The 17,978-nt window shown below is 35.9% G+C and carries 19 protein-coding genes; 13 read left to right on the top strand and 6 right to left on the bottom strand.

Annotated elements, in window-relative coordinates:
- Positions 1–446 precede the first annotated feature (446 nt).
- The 3 genes from FFS26_RS13210 to tilS all read right to left on the bottom strand — a co-directional run bounded on the left by FFS26_RS13210 (position 447) and on the right by tilS (position 3,372).
- On the bottom strand, positions 447–1,388 hold the full coding sequence (locus FFS26_RS13210) for a redoxin domain-containing protein (RefSeq protein ID WP_171006309.1): 942 nt from the start codon (positions 1,386–1,388) through the stop codon (positions 447–449).
- Between the two features lie 98 nt (positions 1,389–1,486).
- Positions 1,487–2,047 (bottom strand): RNA polymerase sigma factor, encoded by a 561-nt coding sequence (locus tag FFS26_RS13205; protein WP_110008299.1) that lies wholly within the window; start codon positions 2,045–2,047, stop codon positions 1,487–1,489.
- Positions 2,020–3,372, bottom strand: a complete 1,353-nt coding sequence (tilS, locus tag FFS26_RS13200) for a tRNA lysidine(34) synthetase TilS (protein WP_110008298.1) — start codon at positions 3,370–3,372, stop codon at positions 2,020–2,022. The genes FFS26_RS13205 and tilS overlap by 28 nt, the downstream gene beginning before the upstream one ends.
- Before the next feature lie 87 nt (positions 3,373–3,459).
- Between tilS and FFS26_RS13195 the strand changes: the two genes are divergently transcribed.
- From FFS26_RS13195 to FFS26_RS13170, 7 genes are all read left to right on the top strand, one after another.
- Complete coding sequence (locus FFS26_RS13195) at positions 3,460–4,293, top strand: OmpA family protein (RefSeq protein ID WP_047435593.1); 834 nt, start codon at positions 3,460–3,462, stop codon at positions 4,291–4,293.
- A 601-nt stretch (positions 4,294–4,894) separates the two neighbouring features.
- Positions 4,895–5,050 carry a CCPGW family putative bacteriocin gene (locus tag FFS26_RS22990; RefSeq protein WP_407936191.1) on the top strand — a complete coding sequence of 52 codons (156 nt, stop codon included), beginning with the start codon at positions 4,895–4,897 and terminating at the stop codon, positions 5,048–5,050.
- Positions 5,051–5,169: 119 nt separating this feature from the next.
- Positions 5,170–5,817 (top strand): O-methyltransferase, encoded by a 648-nt coding sequence (locus FFS26_RS13190; RefSeq protein ID WP_137905215.1) that lies wholly within the window; start codon positions 5,170–5,172, stop codon positions 5,815–5,817.
- Between the two features lie 85 nt (positions 5,818–5,902).
- Positions 5,903–6,619: a C40 family peptidase gene (locus tag FFS26_RS13185; RefSeq protein WP_110008296.1), complete on the top strand. Its 717-nt coding sequence runs from the start codon at positions 5,903–5,905 to the stop codon at positions 6,617–6,619.
- A gap of 22 nt (positions 6,620–6,641) precedes the next feature.
- Entirely contained in the window at positions 6,642–7,109 is a 468-nt protein-coding gene (locus tag FFS26_RS13180; RefSeq protein WP_110008295.1) for a DUF1648 domain-containing protein, read from the top strand.
- Positions 7,106–7,450 carry a cupin domain-containing protein gene (locus FFS26_RS13175; RefSeq protein ID WP_137905214.1) on the top strand — a complete coding sequence of 115 codons (345 nt, stop codon included), beginning with the start codon at positions 7,106–7,108 and terminating at the stop codon, positions 7,448–7,450. Before FFS26_RS13180 ends, FFS26_RS13175 begins: the two co-directional genes overlap by 4 nt.
- A gap of 5 nt (positions 7,451–7,455) precedes the next feature.
- Complete coding sequence (locus FFS26_RS13170; protein WP_110008293.1) at positions 7,456–8,694, top strand: 3-deoxy-D-manno-octulosonic acid transferase; 1,239 nt, start codon at positions 7,456–7,458, stop codon at positions 8,692–8,694.
- On the opposite strand, the gene FFS26_RS13165 is transcribed toward FFS26_RS13170, so the two are convergent.
- From FFS26_RS13165 to FFS26_RS13155, 3 genes are read right to left on the bottom strand one after another with little or no spacing between them, the layout of a single operon-like run.
- Positions 8,686–9,312 carry a deoxyuridine 5'-triphosphate nucleotidohydrolase gene (locus FFS26_RS13165; protein ID WP_110008292.1) on the bottom strand — a complete coding sequence of 209 codons (627 nt, stop codon included), beginning with the start codon at positions 9,310–9,312 and terminating at the stop codon, positions 8,686–8,688. The genes FFS26_RS13170 and FFS26_RS13165 overlap by 9 nt on opposite strands.
- On the bottom strand, positions 9,312–10,067 hold the full coding sequence (locus FFS26_RS13160; protein WP_110008291.1) for a glycosyltransferase family 2 protein: 756 nt from the start codon (positions 10,065–10,067) through the stop codon (positions 9,312–9,314). The genes FFS26_RS13165 and FFS26_RS13160 overlap by 1 nt, the downstream gene beginning before the upstream one ends.
- Before the next feature lie 22 nt (positions 10,068–10,089).
- Positions 10,090–11,121, bottom strand: coding sequence for an acyltransferase family protein (locus tag FFS26_RS13155; RefSeq protein ID WP_171006308.1), 1,032 nt, complete (start codon positions 11,119–11,121; stop codon positions 10,090–10,092).
- Positions 11,122–11,266: 145 nt separating this feature from the next.
- Between FFS26_RS13155 and FFS26_RS13150 the strand changes: the two genes are divergently transcribed.
- The 6 genes from FFS26_RS13150 (at position 11,267) to FFS26_RS13125 (ending at position 17,957) form a co-directional block, all read left to right on the top strand.
- Entirely contained in the window at positions 11,267–11,743 is a 477-nt protein-coding gene (locus FFS26_RS13150; protein WP_110008289.1) for a lipocalin family protein, read from the top strand.
- 173 nt (positions 11,744–11,916) lie between these two features.
- The gene (gene leuS / locus FFS26_RS13145; RefSeq protein ID WP_137905213.1) at positions 11,917–14,730 is read left to right on the top strand and encodes a leucine--tRNA ligase; all 2,814 of its coding nucleotides are present in this window, start codon (positions 11,917–11,919) and stop codon (positions 14,728–14,730) included.
- A 240-nt stretch (positions 14,731–14,970) separates the two neighbouring features.
- A complete protein-coding gene (locus tag FFS26_RS13140) occupies positions 14,971–15,834 on the top strand; it encodes a MotA/TolQ/ExbB proton channel family protein (protein ID WP_076594929.1) in 864 nt (287 codons plus the stop codon).
- Positions 15,835–15,895: 61 nt separating this feature from the next.
- A complete protein-coding gene (locus FFS26_RS13135) occupies positions 15,896–16,504 on the top strand; it encodes an ExbD/TolR family protein (protein WP_047435560.1) in 609 nt (202 codons plus the stop codon).
- A gap of 11 nt (positions 16,505–16,515) precedes the next feature.
- Positions 16,516–17,085, top strand: coding sequence for an ExbD/TolR family protein (locus tag FFS26_RS13130; protein ID WP_110008287.1), 570 nt, complete (start codon positions 16,516–16,518; stop codon positions 17,083–17,085).
- Positions 17,086–17,114: 29 nt separating this feature from the next.
- Entirely contained in the window at positions 17,115–17,957 is an 843-nt protein-coding gene (locus FFS26_RS13125) for an energy transducer TonB (RefSeq protein WP_062675757.1), read from the top strand.
- Positions 17,958–17,978 lie beyond the last annotated feature (21 nt).

Here is a 17,978-nt window from a genome sequence, read left to right as displayed (position 1 = left end):
TGTTTCCCAGATCGTTGATGGTGAATTTAAACTTTACAGGATTTTTTATCTGCGCATTAATTCCTGTCGCTAAAAATAGTAGAATTAATAAAAACCAGTTTCTAAATTTCATTGTTCATTTCATTAAAGTTTTGAGACTCCATTTCGTTTTCTCATTCTTTGCATATCTTCTGTTTTCCCTGAAGGATAGCTGTCAAATACAGTATTTTTCCTGATGAGTGCGTGTCCGGATTTTTTGCCTCGCTAAAATAGATAATTTTTCGTCCCTAAAAAATTTAGAAACTTTCTTTTTTTAAGCCTGATGCCTAAAAATATTTCGTCTTCTGCCTTTATCACCATAGCGCTATCACTTATTTCATCATTTAAAGTGATTATTGATTTTGTCAATTTTTCCAAAGTGGTATTATGATGATGATCGTTTGTCCTGATAACAGTTTTTGGATCAATCAATTCAGGTTTTTTACAATATCTTCTAGGGATGCTCTCTTTTTATAGTCTGTATCAAAATGTCTCCATGTAATTTCTTTCCCCTCATTAAGGATGAAGGTTGCCGATACAGGAAGTCTTCCGGAATGATCTGATCTGCTGTCGGCAAAATCCTCCTTTAATTTTGAATTATATAAATTAAGAGTTTCACTGTCAGGAGTATAAAGGACGTCAAATGCTTCTGCTATTTTATAGCCTTCATCATATAAAACGGTATAATCGGTCTTTGTTTTACTGATTGTCTTTTCGATAAATTCCGGTTTTTCAGGAGAAATAATAATGAGTTTTGCATTTTTCGACTTCAGTTCAGGAGCCAGATTCTGTAATGTTTCAATATATTTGTTACAATAAGGGCACCATTGTCCGCGAATAAAAACGACCACCAGTTTTTTGTTTTCTTCTGATGAAGAAAATGTATTTCCCAAATGATCTTTCGCACTGAAATTACCTATCTTATCTCCAATCATTTTTCCCTTTACCTGATCTAAAGTTTTACCGGACTGAGGCATTTTTTTTTCAATAACAGCTGCTCCTACGCCTAAAAACTGTTCAGCATTATAATAGCCGAAATCATATTGAACCAGTTTTCCCTTCGGATCCAGGAATAAAAAAGAAGGGTAGTTGACTACTTTAAATTCTTTGGCCAGGCTCAGGCCTTCTTTTTCTGCGTCTATGGCAAGGTTTACAAAATTTTTGTTGAACATTTCTCCGACTCTGGAATCTGTGAAAGTGTTTTTTGCCATGAGTTTGCATGGACCACACCAGGTAGTGAACAGATCAATGAAGATCAGTTTATTTTCTTTTGTTGCGATTTTTTTCGCGGCTTCCAAATCAATTTTTTGAAAACTGATGCCTGTGCTTTGTGCATGTAATGAAATTCCTATTGCTATAAGAAAACTCAAAACGATTTTTTTGAACATATATTTCTTTTCTTATTAGGTTCCCTGATTTATGAAAAAATCACCCACAGATTAAATTATTTTTTTTAATGATTTGATTGTCAGATAGAAAAAATGCTATTATTTTTAATCCTTTTGATCTGCTCTACACATTTGTATTTTTGATTCTGAGCATTATGCCTGCTTGAATACTGATATTTATTCTGAATTTCCTCTATACTTTTGTTTTCAATAAAAATGTCATGAATCAGATTCTGACAATGGGAAGAGATCGATTTGATATAACCAACCAGTTTTTCCCAGTAATATCTTTCATTTTCAATGGCCGTACCTATTTCCTCCCGATGTTCCATGAAATAGTTTTCAGGAGACTCAACATAAAAGTTTCTGTTTTTTAGTTTTTTAAACCACAGATTTTTTACAATTCCGATAATATAATTTCCGAGACAGGTCTGAACTTTAAATTCGTCAGCATTCAACTTTTCGTAAAGAATGAGCAGTGCATCCTGGAAGATATCTTCTGCATCTTCAAGATTTCCTTTATTTTTGAGAATGAATTTCTGGGTATAACCAAAATACTGTTGGTATAAAATTCCAAAAGCTATATTGCTGTCTTTCTTAAAATCATCAACAGCTAACGAATTAGTTGTTTTTCTGTCCACTTTACAGTTATCTTTTTTTGAGTAGTACTGTCTGCCTGAAATCTGCGATCCTGTCTGAGAGGGATAACTCCCAGGATATGGTTTCCGGAGTCACATAATAACCAGGTCTTTTCCTTAATCAAAGGAGATAGTTTTTCGTCTCTGAAAAATTTAGAAACTTTCTTTTTTCCTGGAAACGCTGTCGGATAAAATTCATCTCCATCCTGCTGTTTCCTCAAAAGAAGTGGAAACTGAAGCTTTTCAGCATCGAAATCCCATTCAAATCCTTTATTGATTCCGGAAATGTTTTCAATATCATCTACGAGATTGATGCTCATCTGGTTTTCAGAAAAATCAAAGTGTTCAATCAATACTATTTCTTCCGTAGTTTCCTTTTTTCCACTTTTATCAATAAAGATCAGTTCATCCCGGTTGACAATCAACTGATATTCCTTTGAAAAAAAAGAACTGTTATTTCCGGCTTTAAAAATTTTCGGAATTTCTTCCTCCTGATTGAATCCGTATTTCTTTAATATTTCAAATTTTACAAAATCGCTTTCACTATCCAGCTTTCCCTTTGATAAGATTTTATAGTTTGGGTTAAATATGGTCAGACGATTTTCTATTTCCTGAATCTGTTGTTGTACAAACTCTTTGGTTTGATTCAGGTATAAAGAACTTTTTCTGAAGTTCTCCAGAAAGTGATCGTTGGTCTCCATCAGCATCGGAACAATCTCATTCCTGATCTTATTCCTCAGATAATCACTTTTTTTATTAGAAAGGTCTTCGCGGAATTCAATAGTATTCTGCTCAGCAAACTGATAAATTTCTTTTTTTGAAACATTTAAAAGGGGACGAAGGATGTTATTATCATTCGATGGAATTCCGCTCAATCCATTAATACCTGCAGCTTTGGAAAGATTAATAATGAAAGTTTCCAGCTGGTCATTAAGATGATGGGCGGTAACAAGAAATTCCAGCTTTTCTTTTTCCCTGATTTCGTTAAAAAAACGGTATCGCAGTTCCCTGGCCCAAAGCTGGATTGAATTTTCAGGCTTCTGGTCTTTTTCTGAAACTTCATACAAATGAAATTTTATATGATTTTTCTCACAAAAATCCTGCACTGTTTTCTGATCCAGATCCGAATCATTTCCCCGAAGTTTATAATTGATATGAGCTACCTGAAACTGAAACCCGGCATCTTGAATTTCCTGCCTGAAATCCCTGAACAATGAGGCCAGAACCATAGAATCTGCTCCTCCGCTTACCGCTAAAAGATAGGTGTGATTTTCCGGCTCGTGAACGAGATTTTTTAACTGACTGATAAAGGCTGATTTATTCAACATATATGTTGAGAATTTCTTTTATGCAAAGATAACCGATATAATTCAATTGAATTTTCCTAACTTTGAGTAGTCTAAAAATGATTATTTATGAAGATTTTAAAAATTTTAGCAGTTTCTGCAATGGCGCTGGGGATGACATCTTGTGTCAGCAAAAAGCAGTATGATGCTTTGAGCACAAACTATAAGCAGTGTATTGAAAATATTGGGGAAAGACAAAGAGAAATTCAGGATTTGAAATCTCAGAACTCTGCATTGGCAGGGGAAAATAACTTATTGAAAAGCCAGCATGATGCTTTAAAATCATCACTTGATGCATGTTTGTCGAACACAGGAAAAAGTTCTGCTAACATTGATAAACTGGTAGGAGAAATCAATGCTTCCAATTCTTATATCAAGCAATTGATCTCCAGTAATGCCAAGAACGACAGTCTGAACCTTGCATTGTCTAATAAGCTGAAGAGATCTTTGGATAATGTATCTGATGAAGATGTACAGGTAAAAGTATTGAAAGGAGTGGTTATGATCTCTCTTTCAGATAAAATGTTATACAAAACCGGAGATTACAATATCTTGCCGGCAGCTCAGGAAGTGTTAGGTAAAGTAGCAAAAGTAATCAACGATTACGATAAATACTCTGTATTGATCGAAGGTAACACGGATAACGCTCCGTTGAACTCTCCAAATCTTCCAAGAGACAACTGGGATCTTTCTGCATTAAGAGGTACTTCAGTTGCTAAAGTTCTTCAGACTCAGTTTGGAGTAGATCCGGCAAGAATTACTGCTGGCGGACGTTCTGAATACAACCCGAAAGCGACTAACATGAGCGTTTCAGGAAGATCAGAAAACAGAAGAACGGAAATCATCATTATGCCTAAACTTGATGAGTTTATGAAACTGATGGATATCGCTCCTAAGAAATAATAACTACACCTTATATCATCACAAATCCCGAAGTAATTCGGGATTTTTTTATGGTGTGTTAATCTGTTTCGGAATATAATTTGTCGATTTTTTTGAAGAAAAGATTGTCTTTATTTTTGGAATGAATTCGACCGTTTAAAACAAAAATAAATCCCGAAGGTGGCCGGGATCTATTCTTAATCAAATTAATTCTTCCTTTTTCAGGAGTGAAATAATTCGTTGCAAAAATGAAGTGGATATTTCTTTCTTACTTTTTACTGCAGAAGAATCAGGTCTACTTTTCAGTACAACTTTAGTGTGATTCTCATGGTTAGTTTGTGTCTCTCCTGCAATCATCATGTTTTCTCTTAGTGTTTTTACCCCTTATTCTTACTGCAAACTTATAACTAATACCACAAAAATACCATCCGTGTTTTCACGGTATTTTATATGGGGTTTTTACTGGGATACATATTTTTTTACATTTAATAAGCGATTTTAACGTATATAATTAGCTGATTAATAAAAGAATATGTATATTTAAATCTCCATATAAGGAAATAATAACAGAGGTATCCGAAAATCTTAAAGAGTAGGAAATTAATACTAAACTAAAATTATTATGAAAAATTCAAAAAAACTTTCAAGAGGAGAAATGAAAACTGTACAGGGTGCTATTAACGGGTGTAATCCACAGATATTTTGTACCAGCCTGCAAACAAAGTGTTGCCCGGGATGGGTTTGTGCCGGTATAAGAGAATACTGTATAGCAATATAATAAACTTTTAAAATATACAGATGTATGTAAGAGAGATTAATTTCTCTCTTTTTTTGTATCTTCTTCCTGAATTAAAAAAGTAGCTTTAAAATCCTTAAATTTGTTTAAATTAAAATGGTATGAGTTTTTTTGAAGAAAAGAATCCTGAAATGGACAGATATTTGGAGGCGCACGCTTCTTCGGAATCCGAAATTCTGAAAAAGCTGAGAAGAGAGACGTATCAGAAAACAACACAGCCTCATATGATTTCCGGATATCAGCAGGGAAGACTGCTGACGATCATATCCCAGATGCTGCAGCCGAAAAATATTCTTGAAATAGGAACATTTACCGGATATGCTACGCTATGTCTTGCATCAGGATTGGCAAAAGACGGAAAAATCACCACATTGGATGTGAATGAAGATCTTGCCTATCTTCCTAAAAAATATTTTGAATCCAGCGAATATGCCAGCCAGATCGATTTTAAACTTCAGGATGCCAAGGAATATTTAAAAGGAACAGATGAATTTTTTGATCTGATTTTTGTAGACGCTGATAAGGAAAACTATGCCGAATATTTCAGATTGATTAAACCTCATACAAAATCCGGAACAGTGGTGTTATTTGACAATGTATTATGGTATGGGAAAGTGCTGGAAGAAAATCCGAAACTGAAATCTACCCAGTCGATCCAGGAATTAAATGATTTGGCAGCAAAAGACGAAGATTTTGAAAATCTTATTTTACCTTTGCGTGATGGAGTGAACTTTCTTCGCAGAAAGTAACTGAAATATTCAAGGATTAAACATTTAAAGAAATACAACATTGTATTTTAATCTTTAAATTATTCAATCTTTAAATTGAAAATTAATGAATAAAGGAGTTTGTATTGTTACAGTAGCGCCGGTTCGTGCAGAAAATTCTGACAGAGCTGAAATTGTTACGGAAATATTGTTTGGAGAAAGTGCGGATATTCTGGAAGTGGATAAAAACTGGACCAAAATAAAAATGCATTATGATGGCTATGAAGGATGGATGGATACCAAACAGCTGAAGCCTGTAACAGACGAAGAGTTGGCCAAAAGAAAAGTGACCGTCGTTACCGAAGATTTTTCTTCCGTATTAATGAATGATGGAAAAACTTTGCTTTCTATGGGTTCAGAAGTGGAATTTCCGGTGGTAGCTTCAAGAAGAAGTCATGATGTGCGCGAAAGCATCGCTCTGACGGCAAAAGAGTTCCTGAACGTGCCTTATCTGTGGGGAGGCAAAAGCTTTTTTGCAGTAGACTGTTCCGGATTTACCCAGTTGGTTTATAAAATTCACAATATAAAAATACCCAGAGATGCCTCACAGCAGGCTGAGGTAGGAGAACCGCTTACTTTCGTGGAAGAAACACAGCCTGGTGATCTTGCTTTTTTTGAAAACGCAGAAGGAAAGATTATCCATGTAGGAATTATGCTGGAGAATCAGAAGATCATTCATGCTTCCGGAAAAGTAAGAATAGACACGCTGGATTCCACCGGAATCTTCAATAAAGAAATGAATAAGCATACTCATAAACTGAGAGTGTTGAAAAGTGTAATTTAATCCTCATTCAATCTCATCTGAAATGGAAAATATTCTTTTTACAATTTTTGATATTTTAAATTTTGGATGGGTCGCTTTTTTATGGGGATTTACCCTGAAAAACTATAACACGTTGCCAGAGAGAATTCCCGTCCATTTTGATATGGAAGGAAAAGCGGATGGATTTGGAGGGAAAATGTATGCTTTTCTGATGCCTGTACTGGCGCTGGGATTGTATGCTGTATTCACTTATGGCACCAGACATCCCGAAGACACTAATTTTCCGGTAGAAATTACAGACCAGAACACGAATGCTCAGTTTTTAATTATGAAAATCGGACTGAGAATTCTTTTTGTTGTACTGGCAATGGTTTTTCTGAACCTTCAGGACTATATGTTCAGATATGCTGTTGATGATAAAGCTAAACCCAGAATTTCAATTGCTACTATCTTTTTATCAGTTGTTTTATTTACTCCTGCATTACTCTTTATTGCTTATCTGTTTAAATGATACATTCTAAAAATAATTCAGAACATTATACATGGGGGAACCAATGTGACAGCTGGATCCTTAAAAATACCCGGGACTTATCCGTAAAGCAGGAGAAGATGCCTGCAGCAACTTCGGAGAAACTGCACTTTCATAAAGTGGCAGAACAGTTTTTCTATATTTTGAAAGGAGAAGCCGTATTTTATATCAACGAAAGGAAATTCCTGGTTAGCCAGGGAGAATCTATTTCAATTGAGCCGGGAGCAAAACATTTTATCTCCAATGAATCCACTGAAGAAATTGAGTTTTTGGTCATATCCAATCCTCCTACGGATCATGACAGAATTGAAATTAAAGAATAAGTAAAATGGCTTTTTTATATAATATTTTCATCAGTCTCCTTACCTTCGGAATGAAGGCTTTCGCGTTGATTAATGATAAAACTAAAAAAGGCGTTGAAGGGAGAAGGCAGTCTTTGGGTAAAGTAAAATCTGAATTCTCAAAAACTGATAAAGTCATCTGGATGCATGCGGCAAGTCTGGGTGAATATGAGCAGGGATTACCTGTTCTGGAGAAGCTCCAGGAGAATTTTCCTCAGCACAAAGTTCTGGTGACGTTCTTTTCTCCGTCAGGATATGAAAATGTGGTTAAGAAGAAACACATTGCTGACGTTGTCTGTTATTTACCTTTCGACAATAAGAAGGCTGTAAAAGAATTTACAGATCAATTTAATACTGAACTATTTTTTACGGTTAAATACGATTATTGGTACAACCTCCTTGCTGAGCTGAAAAGTAAAGGGACAAAAATTTATGTTATTTCGGCGCTATTCTATGAAAGGCAATCTTTCTTTACTTCCTACGGAAAATGGTTTGTAAAACAGCTTCAGAAAAATGTGGATTGGTTTTTTCATCAGACCCAGTTTTCTTTGGCCTTGGCGAAAAGTATAGGACTGGTAAAGTCTTCCGTAACGGGAGATACAAGATTTGACAGAGTAAAACAGCTGCGGGAAAGAAATAATCATGTAGATTTCATTGCAGACTTTATTGGTGAAAATAAAGCAATAGTCTTTGGAAGTTCATGGCATGCGGAAGAGAAAATAGCAGAAATGGTTTCACGTAAAAATAATACGGTAAAACTTATTATCGCACCCCACGATCTGAAAAGAGTAGAGCATTTGAAAAATATGTTCCCGGATGCCTTATTGTACAGTGAAATAGAAAATACCTGGTCTTCAACTTTCAATGCTTCGATTCTGATTATAGACAGCATTGGTTTATTATCAAAATTATATTCTTATGCAGATGTAGCTGTTGTGGGAGGAGGATTTCATGATGCCGGACTTCACAATATTCTGGAAGCCGCTACTTTTGGTGTTCCAGTGATCTTTGGGAATCATTACAAAAAGAATCCGGAAGCTGACGACCTGATCTCTGCCAATGGAGGGAAATCTTTCTCTGATGAGTATACGGCCTCAGAATTTATCTTATTTCTAACGAATGAAGATAACAAAGAAGAACTTACTGAAATGTCTCAAAATGCTGAAAAATTTGTAGATGGGAAGCCAGACTCTACGAGAATGATTCTTCAGAAAATTCTATCGTAAAAATCCCTGGCTTTTAATCTCTTTCATGATCTGATCAATGTTTTCAGGAATTCTGTCGCATTCAAACCAGTTGAAGTCAAGACCATTATTGATGCATAGCTTTTGGAGATAATGATTCTCTAAAACTTTATTCAGGGTATCACGAAGGTATTCATCAATTTCCATCCAGTAATCTTCATCCAGCTTTTTTATGAGGACCAAAGATTTGAAGATTTTGTTGATGATGTAAATATAAAGTTTGTAAACATTATCAAACCTTTGTCTGCTGAGATCACCATTATTTTCCAATACCTTGTTCACGAGAAGAAGATTCAGGGAAACCTCTCCGAATTTATCGGTCGTGATTTTTACATGCTCCGTGATTTCAGCACTTATTTTGCGCACAGTAGACAGGAAATATTTGGCATTTCCCACGTATTTTGATGCAAGAAGAACCTGTTCCTCCACATGTTCTTCCATGGCATTTCTTTTATCATCTGTAGTTTCCGGATCTATCAGTTCAAAGTAGAGCTTTTTTGACAATAATTTATCCTTTCTCAGGAGTCTGAAAATAAGTTTGTCCTTCTCCGTTCCGGAAAAAGCACTCAGCGCAGCTTTGAACTCTTTTGAATATTCCATTAATTAAAAATTTTCGAATATTTCAGGAATCCGTTTACGGCCCAGTTAGCCGTATAATACAATGATTTTACTGTTGAGAATCCCATGAAATCTTTATAGACAAGATACTGATCTTTGATGATATTTTTTTTATTTCTTGAAACGCTGTTTTCACGCATTCTGTATTTTGCCAGTGTCTTTTGTACAGGAATTCCTTCCGGAATCACTTTTAAAAGATTCAGCCACATGACGTGATCTTCACGTTTACTTTTTACGGGGAACAAAAATTTTCCAACCCTTTTCGTGTCGTACATTGTGGAAACCGGGGCAAGGCGGCATGTCTTCAGCAGATTGGAGAAGGTAACCACTTTGTCCGCCAGAAAATCTTTCAGTATAGGCTGAAGCTGTTCATTACATCTTGAATAGTTACAATATACCAGTTCTGCATTGTGTTCCTGCATATAATCTGTCATTGTTTCCAGATATTCTGGATACCAGTAGTCATCAGAATCCAGAAAAGCAATATATCTTCCCTGAGCTCTTTCCAGACTGTTGTTTCTTGCATTTCCCGCGCCGCCATTTTTCTCCAGTACCTGCAGTTTTATTCTGGGATCATTATATTTTCTGATGATTTCAACAGTATTATCTTTAGAAAGGTCATCCGTAATCAGCCACTCCCAGTTTTCGTAGGTTTGGTTAAGAACAGACTGTATGGTTTCCTCGATAAATTCTGCAGAATTATAACAGGGAGTAATGATGGAGACAAGATCTTTCATTTGTGTTTTTTAAACTGATAAATTATAAAAATCTTTTTTCATAAAGATGCCATGAGCTTACACCTACCGCAATAACCACCAACATACATACCAAAGCCATTACAAATGGATTGTAATCTTCAAACAATCCTAAAGTCTGAAAAGTTCTGATAATAGGAAAGTGGAAAATATAGATTCCGTAGGTGAAATCACCATATTTTCCAAAATTATTTAAGAATTTGAATGAATAGGCAATGTACATTACGATAACCCCGATCATCATTGGAGAAAAAAGCTGAACTTTTAAAAATAAGTCAATCCACACAGTAACGAATGCAATGATGAAAATGAGATTTTTATGCTGGATGAATTTATCAAAATTAAAGTAAATCAACATTCCAGGGATAAAATAGGATAATGTTCCAGGGAGCTGTTTGGCAATCGAAATTTTATTTAAAGATTCAAAATAATTGAGATAAATAAGTGATAAGAAGTATAGAATAACCAAACTTACATTTCTGTATTTATTGTTTTTCCCGAAAAGCAAAAACAACAGAGGAACCGCAAAATAGTAGCACATTTCTATTTTCAGTGTCCATAGGGCACCATTCACTGCTTGATTTCCAAAAACTCCGGGAAGCCAGGGTGCTTTAAAATTTAAAAATAATGAATTCCAAAATAGGTATTTATAAACTTGTGTATTGCTGAAATATTCAATGAAGGAATAGGTACTTACCAGACTTAATAAAATTGCACATAAAAAAATAACCAATAAGTAGGCGGGAACAATTCTTCTGATTCTCTTTTTTAAATAGCTTTTCAGGCTTGAAGACCTTTCATAGCTCCTTGCAATAAGAAATCCGCTCACCGCAAAAAAGCCGAAAACTGCAATTTCTATAGGGCTGTGCTCAAAAATCTTGAGGTCAGGAGAAGCGCTGAGTGTGCCAAGATGTCCCAAAAAGACAATAAAGGCAAGGAGAACACGTATAAAATCAAAATTGTTTCTCGTAATATCCTGCATTTGTATTTTGTTTCCTGCAAAAATAACTTTTTTAATAGAATGAACGATGCTCATGTATTCATTATTTGTTAAATAAAGGGAAAATGAGGTGTCACTATTTTTAAATATATATAAATAATCGTCGATGAAATAATTTTTCATAAAAAATAGTAATATAAATCAAAAAAATTATAATTTTAGCGCTTGAAAAAATTGATCTATGAAGAAATTAGCATTACTATTTGCAGGTTTATCTTTGTTTGCTGCCGCTACAGGCTGCAGCAGTGACGACGATACTGTTCTGGAAGCTCCTCTTGTTGGGACATGGCAACCGTTAAAAGAAGTAGTTACCACTGTGGAAGTTGGTGAAGATCCGGTTTCTAACACGATTACTTATACAGACTGTCAGAAACAGACAAGATGGTGGTTCAGCGCTGACTCCAAAGGAGGGAAAACGAACTGGGGAGATACTGCTACACCAGGTCAGTGTGCTATTCTTTCAGATATAAAATTCAATTACACTTATAATAAGGAAGGGAAAGATGTTCAGATGAAAATTCAGGGAATCGTAGAACCGCAGAATGCAAAGGTGATTACTTTGGATGCAACAACGCTCAATCTTGCGGTAAGAGAGGAGACTCAGGATCCTACTATATTCCAGACAAGAACATATACCTTCAAGAGAGTTACTCAATAATAGTATATACTTCAGGATATAAAACAGATCTCATCTCCGGATGGGATTTTTTTGTTGAGGGTAGAATTTGTAATTCATCATAATTTCAATTTCTATTTACTTTAAAATCATTAATTTTGTGAATCTTGACAAAAAGAAAAAATAATCAGTCTAACATATAACATATATATCAAGTGTTTTACGATCATCAGCAGATAGAAAAAAAGTGGCAGAAATACTGGGAGGAAAATCAAACCTATAAAACCTCTAATAACACAGACAAACCTAAGTTTTATGTACTCGATATGTTTCCGTACCCATCAGGAGCAGGACTTCACGTAGGTCACCCGCTGGGATATATTGCATCGGATATCTATGCGAGATACAAAAGACATCAGGGGTTTAATGTACTCCACCCGGTAGGATATGACAGCTTTGGACTTCCTGCTGAACAGTATGCTATTCAGACAGGACAGCATCCTGCTATTACTACAGAACAAAATATCAACAGATATGAAGAGCAGCTGAGAAAAATCGGTTTCTCATTCGACTGGAGCAGGGAAGTAAGAACTTCAGATGCTTCTTATTATAAATGGACACAATGGATTTTTATCCAGTTGTATCATTCCTGGTATAATAAAAATACAGATAAGGCGGAGCCTATTGATTCTTTAATTCAGCATTTTGAAGAAAAAGGAACAGAAGGATTAAATGCCAATCAGAATGATGAATTAAATTTCACTTCAGAAGAATGGAAGAATGCTTCCGATATTGATAAAGAAGATATCCTTTTAAACTACCGTCTTGCCTACAGAGCAGAAACCACTGTAAACTGGTGCCCTGCATTAGGAACTGTATTGGCCAACGATGAAGTAAAGGATGGAAAATCCGAAAGAGGAGGATTCCCGGTTTTCCAGAAGAAAATGATGCAGTGGAGTATGAGAATTTCCGCATATTCTGAAAGATTATTACAGGGATTAAACACTCTGGACTGGCCGCAGCCGTTGAAAGATTCCCAGGAGTACTGGATTGGGAAATCTCAGGGAGCACAGGTTCAGTTCAAAGTAGAAGGACATGACGAAACTGTTGAGGTTTTTACAACAAGACCTGATACGATCTTTGGAGCGACCTTTATGGTACTGGCTCCGGAAAATCCTTTAGTGGAAACGATTACTACAGATGCTCAAAAAGTAGAAGTAGATACTTATATTGAAGAAACTTCCAAGAAAACGGAGAGAGACAGAATGTCTGACGTGAAAAACGTGAGCGGAGCTTTCACAGGAAGTTATGCAATCAATCCTTTCAGCAATGAAAAAATGCCGATCTATATTTCAGACTATGTGTTGATGGGATATGGAACAGGAGCTGTGATGGCAGTTCCGGCACATGATGAGCGTGACCATAGATTCGCTAAGAAATTTAATCTTGAAATCAAGAAAGTTGTAGAAACTGAAGAGGATGTTCAGGAGAAATCTTTTGATTCCAAAGATTCTGTTTGTGTAAACTCTGATTTCTTAAACGGATTACACTATAATGAAGCGAAAGCAAAAATGATTTCCGAGATCGAAACGAAAGGAATCGGTCATGGAACAACCAACTACAGACAGCGTGATGCTATTTTCTCAAGACAACGTTATTGGGGAGAACCTGTTCCTATATATTATAAGGATGGAATGCCTTACACGCTGCCAACTTCTGCTTTACCGTTGGAACTTCCTGAAGTTGAAAAATACTTACCTACAGAAGATGGAGATCCGCCGCTAGGAAATGCAAAAGAATTTGCATGGGACGAAGCTAACCAGAAGGTAGTAGCTACAGATCTTATTGATGACAAAACTATTTTCCCGTTAGAATTATCTACAATGCCAGGTTGGGCAGGAAGCTCATGGTACTTCCTTAGATATATGGATCCTAATGATGAAGAAACTTTTGTTAAAAAAGAGTTAGCAGATTATTGGGGACAGGTAGACTTGTATATAGGAGGAAGCGAACATGCAACCGGTCACTTATTGTATTCCCGTTTCTGGAACATGTTCTTAAAAGACAGAGGCTATATCAGCCATGATGAGCCATTTCAGAAATTGATCAACCAGGGGATGATCTTAGGGATGAGTGCATTTGTGTACAGAATTGACGGAACGAATCAGTATGTATCTAAAAATTTAGCTAAAGATTACCAGACTCAGCAGATTCACGTAGATGTATCCTTATTAAAGGGAACTTCGGATGAATTGGATACTGAAGCCTTCAAAGCATGGAGACCGGATTATGCAGATGCAGAATTTATTCTGGAAGACGGAAAATACATCACAGACCGTGAAGTAGAAAAAATGTCCAAGTCAAAATATAATGTAGTCAATCCTGATGATATCTGTGAAGAGTACGGAGCAGACGGATTAAGATTATATGAAATGTTCTTAGGACCGTTAGAACAATCCAAGCCTTGGAATACTCAAGGATTAAGCGGAGTATATGGTTTCCTTAAAAAATTCTGGAACCTGTATTTCAACGGAGACGTATTTGAAGTTTCAGACGAAGAACCTACAAAAGCGGAATACAAAGTTTTACATACCTTAATAAAGAAGGTAGTATATGATATTGAAAACTTCTCTTTCAATACTTCAGTATCATCCTTTATGATTGCTGTAAACGAGCTTCAGAAAATAAAATGCAACAAGCGCAATATTTTAGAACCGCTTGCCGTTATCATTTCTCCGTATGCTCCTCACATCTGTGAAGAATTGTGGAGTCTACTAGGACACGGTACATCGATAGAATTTGAAAGATTCCCGGCATTGAATGAGGATTATCTGGTTGAAGATGAAATTGAGTATCCGGTAAGCGTAAATGGTAAAATGAAGTTCAAAATTTCGCTTTCAGCTCAATTATCTGCCAAGGAAGTGGAAGATTTGGTGATTTCGAACGAGAAAATGCAACAGATTTTGGAAGGTAAAACTCCTAAAAAAATCATTGTAGTCCCTCACCGTATTGTGAATATCGTAATTTAAAAAAAAATTAACATTGGGAAATTAAAAAAAATGGGTGTCTTATTTTTTTGATTTTTTAATTCAAATGTTAAATTTGGAAAAAATAAATAAAATAATTTAAAATAATTATTATTTCGAAATCGTATTAAAATTTCTTTATCAAAAAAAAGCAAAATGTTTAATTAAGACTCTTGCATTTTAATTAATTTTGCCTTTAATTTACACCCTGTAAAATTTTAAAACAATATAATTTAGTTAAATATGGAAATGAATGTTTCAAAAAATGATGAGCAAGTAGTTGCTAGAAAGGCAGGAGGTTTAAATCCAGCTGTTATTATTCCTATTCTATTTGCTATAGGAGTATGTATTTATTTATTCGTTCTTGGTAGCCCAGGAAACTTTAAAGATGCAGATAAACTAGGAAGTGGTTCTGTAGCTTTTTCAAGTGTTGAAGGAAAAGACATTCACCCAGAATCGTTTTTAGGTATTATCTACAAAGGAGGGGTTATCGTACCAATCTTGATTACTTTCATGATTACTGTAATCGTTTTCTCTTTTGAAAGATATTTCGTTCTTGGTAAAGCAGCTGGAAAAGGAAACTTAGACAACTTTGTTGTACAGGTAAGAAGCTTACTAAACCAAAACAAAATCGACGAAGCTATCGAAGAGTGTGACAGACAACAAGGTTCTGTTGGTAACGTGGTAAAAGAAGGTCTTACTACTTACAAAGCACTTTCTCACGATACTACATTAAATAAAGAGCAGAAAATGGTAGCGCTTAACAAAGCTATCGAAGAAGCTACTACTCTTGAGATGCCAATGCTTGAGAAAAACATGATGATCCTTTCTACTTTAGGTACTGTTGCAACGTTAGTAGCACTACTTGGAACGGTAATCGGGATGATCAAGGCGTTCTTCGCATTAGGTTCAGGAGGTGGTACTCCGGATGCTGCTGCTCTATCTACTGGTATCTCTGAAGCCTTGATTAACACAGCTTTAGGTATTGGTACTTCAGCAATCGCTATTATCCTTTATAACTTCTTTACATCTAAAATTGACGGATTAACTTACAAGATCGATGAGATCTCTATGAGTATCCAACAGTCTTTCGCTGAATTCAACTAAGAATTAGCAAGATATTTGCATTAGCAATTAAAAGAAGTTTAATTAAAAATATTTTATAATAATGGCGAGAGTCAAACCAAAAAGACATGGAGTAATTACGGACATGACTGCAATGTGTGACGTTGCGTTCCTACTCCTTACGTTCTTTATCTTGACCACTCAGTTTAAAAAACCTGACGTGGAGCAGATCAAACCGCCATCTTCAATTTCGGAAAAATTGCTTCCTGATGCTAGTTTAATGACTATCAACGCTACTCCGGACGGAAAATTCTATTTCCAGCCAGTAGAAAATGCATCAGAAAGACTTGCACTTTTGGATAAAATGGGACAAAAGTATGGTATTACTTTTGACAACAACCAAAAAGCAGCTTTCCAGAAAATTCAGGCAATTGGAGTTCCAATGAACCAACTTAAAGGGTATTTGGATTTGCCTGCAGATGAGCAGAAAAATTATAAGAGTCCTACAGGTATTCCTATGGACAGTACAAATAAACAATTAATTGATTGGGTAAAAGAAAGTTTGAGCGTTAACCCTGACTACAAGTTAGCTATTAAAGGTGACGTTACAACTGAGTATCCTAAAGTTAAAAGTCTATTTGAGGGTTTAAGAGATATTGATTTTCTTAAATTTTGGTTGATTACATCACAAGAAGGTAAACCTAACGAATAATATCGATAGAAATGGCAGAAGTACAAGTACAAGAGAAAGGCGGCAAGGGCGGCAAGGTCCGTTCCAAGAAGCAAAGTACCAGAGTCGATATGACTCCGATGGTGGACTTGGGTTTTCTATTGATTACCTTCTTTATGTTCACAACTACGTTCAGTAAACCGAACGTTATGGATTTGGGTCTTCCGGCTAAACCGAAAGATGAAACAAAAAAACCACCTCCAACAGAAATTAAACTTTCTAACTCAATTTCTATCTTATTAGGAAAAAATAATAGAGTTTTCTGGCACCAGCAGGATGCTACATCCTTGAATGACCAGACTCTTATGGAAACTACTCTTGATAGAGAAGGAATTAGAAAAGTAATTCAGCAGGCAAAATCTAGAGCTGCAGATCAAACGAAATTTACCGTGATCATTAAGCCAACTGACGATGCTGTATATAAGAACTTTGTTGATATTCTTGATGAAATGGCAATTACCAAAAGTGAGCAGTACGGGGTTACTGATATCAAACCTTGGGAAAAAGCTATTTATGAGAAAAAAGTAGGAGGTGCTGCTGCACCGGCTGCTGCTACAAAGTAATTTAACCATAAAATTGTTATATCTAATCTATGGCAGATGAAAATGTATACGGTCAGAATCTTACTTTAGACGAGATCGTATTTGAAAATAGAAACAAGGAATATGGTGCCTATGATCTTAGACATCAGTATCCGAGACTTTTAACCAAGTCTTTTATTATCGGAACAGCATTATTCCTTTTGGCAGCTTTGTCTCCGTTCATCTATCTTACGATTAAAAATCTTACAGCTCCGCCTAAGCAGGAAGTGAAGGCAGATCTTGTAGATATTATCGAAGAAGATCCGATTATCGAGCAGCCTAAAGAAGAAGAACCACCTCCACCACCTCCACCTCCAAAAGAAGAGGAGAAAATTGAGGTAATTCAGAACGTAGTTCCTGAGCCTGTAAAAGCTCCGAAAATTGAAACTCCACCGCCGCCGATTTCTAAGCAGTTGGAAACAACAACTGGTTTACAGAATCAGGAGGGGGTAAAAGCTCCGGCTTATACACCACCACCGCCACCACCATCTACAGGTACTAAAGCTAGTACAGTAGAAGTGAAAGCGAACAACCCTAACGAGATCTATAAAGATGTTGACCAGTCTGCAGAATATCCTGGAGGTATGGGAGCATTGAGAAAGTTCCTGGGTGATAACTTTGATACTTCTTTGATGGAAGGAGGTGAAGGAACACTTAAAGCGAAGCTTAAGTTCGTTGTAGAAAAAGACGGTACTGTTTCGAATGTTACTATTGAAGAAAAATCTCCAAACGGCGACTTCAACAGTGAAGCGATGCGTGTAGTTAAGAAACTTAAAAAATGGACTCCTGCGAAGAGAAACGGGGAGAGCGTTAGATCTTACTATAGCGTACCATTTACGATGAACTTTGAATAAGACTTATTTATTCAAAATATA

This window comes from Chryseobacterium sp. 2VB (assembly GCF_005503635.1).
GTDB lineage: Bacteria > Bacteroidota > Bacteroidia > Flavobacteriales > Weeksellaceae > Chryseobacterium > Chryseobacterium cupriresistens.
This window is presented reverse-complemented; position numbering and strand designations above follow the sequence as displayed.

Excerpts from the sequence above, each read along its gene's own strand:
- tilS (WP_110008298.1), bottom strand. The coding sequence starts at position 3,372 with ATGTTGAATAAATCAGCCTTTATCAGTCAGTTAAAAAATCTCGTTCAC.
- FFS26_RS13195 (WP_047435593.1), top strand. The coding sequence starts at position 3,460 with ATGAAGATTTTAAAAATTTTAGCAGTTTCTGCAATGGCGCTGGGGATG.
- FFS26_RS22990 (WP_407936191.1), top strand. The coding sequence starts at position 4,895 with ATGAAAAATTCAAAAAAACTTTCAAGAGGAGAAATGAAAACTGTACAG.
- FFS26_RS13190 (WP_137905215.1), top strand. The coding sequence starts at position 5,170 with ATGAGTTTTTTTGAAGAAAAGAATCCTGAAATGGACAGATATTTGGAG.
- FFS26_RS13185 (WP_110008296.1), top strand. The coding sequence starts at position 5,903 with ATGAATAAAGGAGTTTGTATTGTTACAGTAGCGCCGGTTCGTGCAGAA.
- FFS26_RS13180 (WP_110008295.1), top strand. The coding sequence starts at position 6,642 with ATGGAAAATATTCTTTTTACAATTTTTGATATTTTAAATTTTGGATGG.
- FFS26_RS13175 (WP_137905214.1), top strand. The coding sequence starts at position 7,106 with ATGATACATTCTAAAAATAATTCAGAACATTATACATGGGGGAACCAA.
- FFS26_RS13170 (WP_110008293.1), top strand. The coding sequence starts at position 7,456 with ATGGCTTTTTTATATAATATTTTCATCAGTCTCCTTACCTTCGGAATG.
- FFS26_RS13165 (WP_110008292.1), bottom strand. The coding sequence starts at position 9,312 with ATGGAATATTCAAAAGAGTTCAAAGCTGCGCTGAGTGCTTTTTCCGGA.
- FFS26_RS13160 (WP_110008291.1), bottom strand. The coding sequence starts at position 10,067 with ATGAAAGATCTTGTCTCCATCATTACTCCCTGTTATAATTCTGCAGAA.
- FFS26_RS13155 (WP_171006308.1), bottom strand. The coding sequence starts at position 11,121 with ATGAGCATCGTTCATTCTATTAAAAAAGTTATTTTTGCAGGAAACAAA.
- FFS26_RS13150 (WP_110008289.1), top strand. The coding sequence starts at position 11,267 with ATGAAGAAATTAGCATTACTATTTGCAGGTTTATCTTTGTTTGCTGCC.
- FFS26_RS13140 (WP_076594929.1), top strand. The coding sequence starts at position 14,971 with ATGGAAATGAATGTTTCAAAAAATGATGAGCAAGTAGTTGCTAGAAAG.
- FFS26_RS13135 (WP_047435560.1), top strand. The coding sequence starts at position 15,896 with ATGGCGAGAGTCAAACCAAAAAGACATGGAGTAATTACGGACATGACT.
- FFS26_RS13130 (WP_110008287.1), top strand. The coding sequence starts at position 16,516 with ATGGCAGAAGTACAAGTACAAGAGAAAGGCGGCAAGGGCGGCAAGGTC.
- FFS26_RS13125 (WP_062675757.1), top strand. The coding sequence starts at position 17,115 with ATGGCAGATGAAAATGTATACGGTCAGAATCTTACTTTAGACGAGATC.